This is a genomic window from Neisseria sp. WLZKY-1, assembly GCF_046546535.1.
In the GTDB taxonomy this organism is placed as follows: Bacteria; Pseudomonadota; Gammaproteobacteria; order Burkholderiales; family Neisseriaceae; genus Neisseria.
Genome location: NZ_JBKGTW010000068.1, coordinates 1 through 7,855, shown reverse-complemented (window position 1 = coordinate 7,855; position 7,855 = coordinate 1). Strand labels below are relative to the sequence as shown.

The 7,855-nt window shown below is 57.6% G+C and carries 5 protein-coding genes; all 5 read left to right on the top strand.

The window, feature by feature from the left end; genetic code table 11:
• Nucleotides 1–324 precede the first annotated feature (324 nt).
• The 5 genes from ACLD9W_RS11570 (at nucleotide 325) to narI (ending at nucleotide 7,498) form a co-directional block, all read left to right on the top strand.
• Nucleotides 325–4,035 (top strand): nitrate reductase subunit alpha, encoded by a 3,711-nt coding sequence (locus ACLD9W_RS11570; RefSeq protein ID WP_410842159.1) that lies wholly within the window; start codon nucleotides 325–327, stop codon nucleotides 4,033–4,035.
• Nucleotides 4,036–4,116: 81 nt separating this feature from the next.
• On the top strand, nucleotides 4,117–4,473 hold the full coding sequence (locus ACLD9W_RS11565) for a cupin domain-containing protein (RefSeq protein ID WP_410842158.1): 357 nt from the start codon (nucleotides 4,117–4,119) through the stop codon (nucleotides 4,471–4,473).
• A gap of 73 nt (nucleotides 4,474–4,546) precedes the next feature.
• On the top strand, nucleotides 4,547–6,118 hold the full coding sequence (narH, locus tag ACLD9W_RS11560) for a nitrate reductase subunit beta (protein ID WP_410842157.1): 1,572 nt from the start codon (nucleotides 4,547–4,549) through the stop codon (nucleotides 6,116–6,118).
• The gene (gene narJ, locus ACLD9W_RS11555) at nucleotides 6,118–6,771 is read left to right on the top strand and encodes a nitrate reductase molybdenum cofactor assembly chaperone (RefSeq protein ID WP_410842156.1); all 654 of its coding nucleotides are present in this window, start codon (nucleotides 6,118–6,120) and stop codon (nucleotides 6,769–6,771) included. The genes narH and narJ overlap by 1 nt, the downstream gene beginning before the upstream one ends.
• Before the next feature lie 22 nt (nucleotides 6,772–6,793).
• Nucleotides 6,794–7,498: a respiratory nitrate reductase subunit gamma gene (gene narI / locus ACLD9W_RS11550; protein ID WP_410842155.1), complete on the top strand. Its 705-nt coding sequence runs from the start codon at nucleotides 6,794–6,796 to the stop codon at nucleotides 7,496–7,498.
• The last annotated feature ends 357 nt before the right edge of the window (nucleotides 7,499–7,855 follow it).

Here is a 7,855-nt window from a genome sequence, read left to right as displayed (position 1 = left end):
AAAAGATTGCGATGCGTTGTGAAAAGACGGATGAATCTTTTGCTGCCAACATTTATCTGGCTGCTACGGTTTTAAGGCTGGCTTGAATGTCAACAGACCCTAGCCCGCCGCCATGTCTGACTAATACTAAAGGAGTAGTTTGGGCTATTTCCAAAGCAAGTCCCCCTCCCCTGCTTACGCCCTAGCGCCGCGCCCCTTTCGGCGCATTTTTTTCGGCCTGTGTTTCCCTTACCATTCCGTGCCATAACGGATAAGGTGTTTCAGGCTGCCTGAAGCCGCCTGCAACACAGCCAAACAAATCCGCAGCAAACTAAGGAATACACAATGAGCCTCTTTTTAGACCGTCTGACCTTTTTCAAGCGCAAACGCGAACCCTTTGCCGACGGCCACGGCGTACTGATAGACGAAGACCGCAAATGGGAAAACGCCTACCGCAGCCGCTGGGCGCACGACCGCATCGCCCGCTCCACCCACGGCGTGAACTGTACCGGTTCGTGCTCGTGGAAGATTTACGTGAAAAACGGCATCATCACTTGGGAAACCCAGCAAACCGACTATCCGCGCACGCGCCCGGATCTGCCCAACCACGAGCCGCGCGGCTGTCCGCGCGGGGCTTCTTACAGCTGGTATGTGTATTCCGCCCAGCGCATCAAATATCCGATGATGCGCGGCGCGCTGGCCGAATTGTGGCGTGAAGCGCGCAAAACCAAAGACCCGATCGAAGCGTGGAAATGGATTGTTGAAGATCCCGAGCGCTCGAAATCCTACAAATCCCAGCGCGGTTTGGGCGGCTTCGTGCGCTCGAATTGGGACGAAGCCTATGAAATGGTGGCCGCCGCCAACTGCTACACCATCAAAAACTACGGCCCCGACCGCATTGTCGGCTTCTCGCCGATTCCTGCGATGTCGATGATCAGCTACGCTTCCGGCGCGCGCTATCTGGGCTTGATCGGCGGCGTGCCGCTGTCGTTTTACGACTGGTATTGCGACTTGCCGCCCGCCAGCCCGCAGACTTGGGGCGAGCAGACCGACGTGGCCGAATCGGCCGACTGGTACAACTCCAACTATCTCTTGGTTTGGGGTTCCAACATCCCGATGACCCGTACGCCCGACGCCCACTTTTACACCGAAGTGCGCTACAAGGGTACGAAAACCGTGGCCATCTCTTCGGACTTCGGCGAAATGGCCAAATTCAGCGACATCTGGATGGCGCCGCGCCAGGGCACGGATGCCGCGCTGGCGATGGCGATGGGTCATGTAATTCTCAAAGAATTCCACATTGAAAGGCCGTCTGAATACTTCCAAGACTACTGCCGCCGCCTGACCGACATGCCGGTATTGGTGTGCCTGCAGGAAGACGGCGAGCACTACAAACCCGAATACACCCTGCGCGCCTCGCAGCTGGACGACAATTTCGGCGAAGAGAAAAACCCTGAATGGAAAGTCCTGGTATGGGACGAAACCTCCGACAGCATGGTTGTGCCCAACGGCTCGGTGGGCTTCCGCTGGGACAGCAGCCAAAAATGGAATCTGGAAACCAAAGCCCAAGGCAAGGACAACGTGAAAGCCGCGCTGTCGCTGAAAAACCATGCCGATGATGTGGTGCGCGTGGGCTTTGATTATTTCGGCGGCGAATACGACAGCGACAAGGTTTACCGCAAAGTGCCGGTAAAACGCGTGCGCCTGGCCGACGGCTCTACCCGCCTGGTGGCCACCGTGTTCGACATGCTGGTTGCCCAATACGGCGTGGACAACGGCTTGGACGATGAAAACGTCGCCAAAGATTATTTCGACGACAAACCCTACACCCCGCTGTGGCAGGAAAAACACACTGGCGTGAAGCCCGAACTGGTGATCCGCGTTGCCCGCGAGTTCGCACAAAACGCGCACGACACCCAAGGCCGCTCGATGGTCATCGTCGGCGCGGGTCTGAACCACTGGTACCACCTTGATATGAACTATCGCGGCCTGATCAACATGCTGATGATGTGCGGCACCATCGGCAAGTCCGGAGGCGGCTGGTGCCATTATGTGGGACAGGAAAAACTGCGTCCGCAGTCCGGCTGGGCGCCGCTGACTTTCGCGCTCGACTGGCACCGCCCCGCGCGCCAAATGGCCGGCACTTCGTTCTTCTACGGCCACACCGGTCAATACCGCCACGAAACGCTGGCCGCCGACGAACTGCTCTCGCCCGATGCCAAAGACGACATGCGCCGCCTGACCATGATCGACTACAACGCCAAAGCCGAGCGCATGGGCTGGACGCCGTCTGCACCGCAGCTGGAAACCAACCCGCTGGATGTAACCGACGCGGCCGAAGCGGCGGGCATGAATCCGGTGGACTATGTGGTCAAAGGCTTAAAAGAAGGCAGCCTGAATATGTCGTGCGACGACCCCGAGAACCCGAAAAACTGGCCGCGCAATATGTTTATCTGGCGCTCCAATATTTTGGGTTCGTCCGGCAAAGGCCACGAATACTTCCTCAAATACCTGCTGGGCACGCAAAACGGCCTGATGAGCGACGAAGAAGACTGCCTCAAGCCCAGCGAAGTCACCCAGCGTCCGCCCGTGGAAGGCAAACTGGATTTGTTCACGCTGTTGGATTTCCGCATGAACACCACCTGCCTGTATGCCGACGTGATTTTCCCCACCGCCACCTGGTACGAGAAAAACGACCTCAACACCTCCGACATGCACCCCTTTATCCACCCGTTTACCGAAGCCGTGCAGCCCCTGTGGCAGAGCCGCTCCGACTGGGAAATCTACAAAGGCTTGGCGAAAAAATTCAGCGAGTTGGCCAAAGATTATCTGGGCGTGCGCAAAGACATCGTGCTCACCCCGCTGATGCACGACAGCCCGCAGGAACTCGGCCAGCCTTTCGACCCGAAAGACTGGAAACTGGGCGAGTGCGAGCCGATTCCCGGTAAAACCATGCCCGCGATGACGGTAGTCGAGCGCGATTACGGCGCCATCTATGAAAAATACACGTCCATCGGCCCGCTGCTGGAAAAGGTCAACAACAACGGCAAAGGCATGGCTTGGGATACCAAGCACGAAGTCGAATACCTGCGCAAACTCAACGGCGTGCGTGCCGAAGGCGTGGGCAAAGGCCAGCCGAAAATCGAAACCGCCATCGACGCCGCCGAGATGATTCTGACTCTCGCGCCCGAAACCAACGGCCATGTGGCGAAAAAAGCATGGCAGGCGCTGGGCAATATTACCGGCCGCGACCACACCCATCTGATCAACGCCAGCGAGCACACCCACATTGCCTTCCGCGACATCGTCGCCCAGCCGCGCAAAATCGTGACCTCGCCGATTTGGTCGGGCGTGGAAAGCGAAACCGTGTGCTACACCGCCGGCTACACCAACGTACACGAGCTGATTCCGTGGCGCACCCTGACCGGCCGCCAGCAGTTTTACCAAGACCACAAATGGATGCGCGATTTCGGCGTGGGCTTCTGCGCCTACCGCCCCGCCGTGGACACCAAAACCACCAAAAAACTGTTGGGTAAAATGCCCAACGGCAACCCCGAGATCACGCTCAACTTCCTGACGCCGCACCAAAAATGGGGCATCCACAGCACCTACTCGGAAAACCTGCGCATGCTCACGCTCTCGCGCGGCGGCCCGCATGTGTGGATTTCCGAAATCGACGCCAAAAAAGCAGGCTTGGTGGATAACGACTGGGTGGAAGTGTTCAACACCAACGGCGCGATTGCCTGCCGCGTGATTGTGAGCCAGCGCATCCCCGAAACCATGATTCTGATGTACCACGCACAGGAAAAACTGGTGCACACCCCGGGCGCGGAAACCACCAAAAAACGCGGCGGCATCCACAATTCCGTAACCAAAGCGGTGTTGAACCCCACGCACATGATCGGTGGCTACGCCCAATTGGCCTACAGCTTCAACTACTACGGCACCGTCGGTTCCAACCGCGACGAGTGGGTGATTGTGCGCAAGATGAAAGACATCGACTGGATGGACGAACCGGCCGAAGAGAGCGAAAAAGCCGAGCCGAACGCCCTGTAATTTCAGCTTCTGCCTTTCAGGCTGCCTTAACAAAGCAGTCTGAAAGGCAGCCTGAAAACGCCGAATAAAGGAGTAAACATCATGCACATCCCGCAAATCATCCGTTTTGCCGACTACCTCAAAGACGGCGGCACCGAATCCGTGCGCACCGTGCTGCACCACGACCGCCACGACAATATGGTGCTGTGGCAGATACCGCCCGGCACCAGCCTGCCCGCCCACCGCCATCCGCACGGCGTGGACATCTGGATCGTGCTGCAAGGCGAAGCCGAGCTGCTCGACGACGAAAACAGCGGCCGCACCATCCGTGCGGGCGAAAGCGTCATCGTCGGCCTGCACCAGATACACGGCGCGCGCAACAGGGCGGATGCCAAAGAGGACTGCATCCTTGTTTCCGTTATCAGCCCCCGCGCAGGCTTTGAAGCCGCGCCGAAGTAGCACACCAAACCTTTTCAGACGGCCTTAAAGGCAGCCTGAAAACACAGAACACAAAACCACAAGGAACACCCATATGAAAATCAGAGCGCAAGTCGGCATGGTGCTCAACCTCGACAAATGTATCGGCTGCCACACCTGCTCCGTTACCTGCAAAAACGTTTGGACATCGCGCGACGGCGTGGAATACGCCTGGTTCAACAACGTCGAAACCAAGCCCGGCATCGGCTTTCCGAAAAACTGGGAAGACCAGGAAAAATGGAAAGGCGGCTGGGTACGCAAGCCCAACGGCAAACTCGTGCCCAAGCAGGGCGGTCGTCTGAAAATCCTCTCCAACATCTTCTCCAACCCCAACCTGCCGCAAATCGACGACTACTACGAGCCGTTTACCTACGACTACGAGCACCTGCAAAACGCGCCGAAAATGAAAACCCCGCCCACCGCGCGGCCGATTTCCGTGCTTACCGGCAAGAAAATGGACAAAGTCGAATGGGGTCCCAACTGGGAAGACGATTTGGCGGGCGAATTTGAAAAACGCGCCAAAGACACCCTGTTTGAAGGCATCCAAAAAGAAATGATGGGCGCGTTTGAGCAGACCTTTATGATGTATCTGCCGCGCCTGTGCGAACACTGCCTGAACCCCACCTGCGTCGCCTCCTGCCCCTCCGGCAGCATCTACAAGCGCGAAGACGACGGCATCGTGTTGATCGACCAAGACAAATGCCGCGGCTGGCGTATGTGCATTTCAGGCTGCCCCTACAAAAAAATCTACTACAACTGGGTCAGCGGCAAAGCCGAAAAATGTATTTTCTGCTACCCGCGCATCGAAGCGGGCGAACCGACCATCTGCTCGGAAACCTGCGTCGGCCGTATCCGCTACTTGGGCGTATTGCTCTACGACGCAGACCGCATCGAAGAAGCCGCCAGCGTGGAAGACCCGCAGGACTTGTATGAAGCCCAACTCGGTATTTTCCTGAATCCGCACGACCCCGAAGTCGAGCGCGAAGCCTTGAAACAGGGCATCAGCCAAAGCTGGATTGACGCGGCGAAAAAATCGCCGGTGTACAAAATGGCCGTGGATTGGAAAATCGCCTTCCCGCTGCATCCCGAATACCGCACCCTGCCGATGGTTTGGTATGTACCGCCCCTCTCGCCCATCCAGTCGGCCATCGAAAACGGCTTTATCGGCGAAAACGGCATTATCCCCAGCGTTGACGAAATGCGTATCCCGCTGCGCTATTTGGCCAACCTTTTAACCGCAGGCAAAGTCGAGCCGGTGAAAGAAGCCTTGGAGCGCATGATTGCCATGCGCCGCTTCAAGCGCGGCCAGGTGGTCGAAGGCGAAACGCTGGAACAAACCCTCGACGGCACCGGCCTCACCCCCGCCATGGTCGAAGATATGTACCAAACGCTGGCGATTGCCAACTACGAAGACCGCTTCGTGATTCCCACTTCGCACAAAGAAATGGTGGAAAACAGCTTTGAAGACAAAGCCAGCTGCGGCTTCAGCTTCGGCAACGGCTGCTCCGGCGACAATGCAGACGGCCTCACGCAGGAGAGCCTGTTCGGCAAACGCAAAGGCACGCCGATTATCTTCTTCGACCGCCGCAAAGACATCGAGAAAAACAAAGAAGAAGGAGTACGCTGATGGCCGCCAATCCGATGGTTTACAAATGGCTGTCGGCTTTGATGTGTTACCCCGAAGCCGACCTTATCGAAGCGTTGCCGGAGTTTCAGACGGCCTTAAACGAATGGCCGGAGCTTGCACCGCACAAAACCGCGTTGCAGGCCTTGCTCGACCATTTGGGCAGCCGCAGCCTGCGCGAATTGCAGGAAGACTATGTGCTGGTGTTCGACCGCACCCGCCAGCACGCGCTCTATATCTTCGAGCACGTTTACGGTGAAGACCGCGACCGAGGCAGCGCGATGGTTGATTTACTCGAAGAATACCGCCGCTACGGCTTCGAGCTGGGCGACGACGAGTTGCCCGACTACCTGCCCGCGCTGTTGGAATTTTTCGCCCACATCCCGCCCGAAGACGCGGAAAAACTGTTGGGCGACGCGGTGCACGTCATCAACCACATCGGCAAAAACCTCACGGCCTACGGCTCGCCCTACGCCGCGCTGCTTCAGACGGCCGTATCCCTCAGCCCTGTCGAGCCGCAGCCTTTAACCGAGCCGCCCGTGCGCGACATGGACGAAGCGATGGAAACCTTCGGCCCCGACGTGCAGGGCATCGAGCCGCTGCTCAAACCGAGCGTGCAGACCGTACAGTTCTACCCCAACGGCCGCCCCGCATAAGGCCGTCTGAAAAGGAACCACCATGAACGAACTCAATACCTTCCACCAGTTTTTCTTCGGCGTTTACCCCTACATCTGCCTGGCCGTGTTTTTTCTCGGCAGCCTGATGCGTTTCGACCGCGAGCAATACACTTGGAAAAGCGATTCCAGCGAAATGCTCTACCGAGGCCAGCTGCGCTTGGGCAGCGTCTTGTTCCACGTCGGCGTGCTCGCCGTATTCGGCGGCCACCTGTTCGGCCTGCTCACCCCGCTGTGGTTTTGGGACGCCATCGGCGTGAGCCACAGCGCAAAACAAGTGTTCGCCATGACCATGGGCGGCATCTTCGGCACCACCGCCCTGATCGGCCTGATTATCCTGATCAAACGCCGCTTCAAAATCGACCGCATCAGCATCAACAGCACCTGGCGCGACAAACTCGTTTTGATTTGGATTTTAATCACCCTGCTGCTCGGCCTCTCCACCATCTTCGTCAGCATGGGACACCTCGACGGCCACGAAATGGTCAAACTCATGCAGTGGGCGCAGCACATCGTAACCTTCCGAGGCGGCGCGGCAGGCTATATCGAAGATGCCAACTTTTTGTTTAAACTGCACATCTTCATGGGCATGACCTTTTTCTTTATCTTCCCGTTTACCCGCATGGTGCATGTGTGGAGCGGCTTTGCCAGCGCGTTCTACCTTATCCGCCCGTGGCAGCTCGTACGCCGCCGCAACGGCACGCGCTGACGGCGCGCGGAAACAAACAGCCTGAAAACGCCAAACACGCAATCCTACTTTCGGATTAGTTATTCGGTATGGTTTTCAGGCTGCCCCGATTTCCTATAATCGCGCCCGCAAAGGCAGCCTGAAAAACCGCAATACCCGCCAAAACGGCCGTCCTGCAATCCGCAAGACGGCCGTTTTGTTTCACCTGCAATGTCTCAAAGCAGCCTGAAACGGCCAATCCGGCCGCAGCCGTACTCCCTCCCCTGCGCCCCAAGTGTACAGACCGGACACAAAGGTAACACCCGTACGAAGACATAGGTAACACTTCCCCCGTCCCAACAGACGGAATCCTTACCATGCCTTGGGGAGAAACCACCG

What these genes read in the sequence shown, in the direction of transcription:
- ACLD9W_RS11570 (WP_410842159.1), top strand. Translation starts at nt 325, where the DNA reads ATGAGCCTCTTTTTAGACCGTCTGACCTTTTTCAAGCGCAAACGCGAA.
- ACLD9W_RS11565 (WP_410842158.1), top strand. Translation starts at nt 4,117, where the DNA reads ATGCACATCCCGCAAATCATCCGTTTTGCCGACTACCTCAAAGACGGC.
- narH (WP_410842157.1), top strand. Translation starts at nt 4,547, where the DNA reads ATGAAAATCAGAGCGCAAGTCGGCATGGTGCTCAACCTCGACAAATGT.
- narJ (WP_410842156.1), top strand. Translation starts at nt 6,118, where the DNA reads ATGGCCGCCAATCCGATGGTTTACAAATGGCTGTCGGCTTTGATGTGT.
- narI (WP_410842155.1), top strand. Translation starts at nt 6,794, where the DNA reads ATGAACGAACTCAATACCTTCCACCAGTTTTTCTTCGGCGTTTACCCC.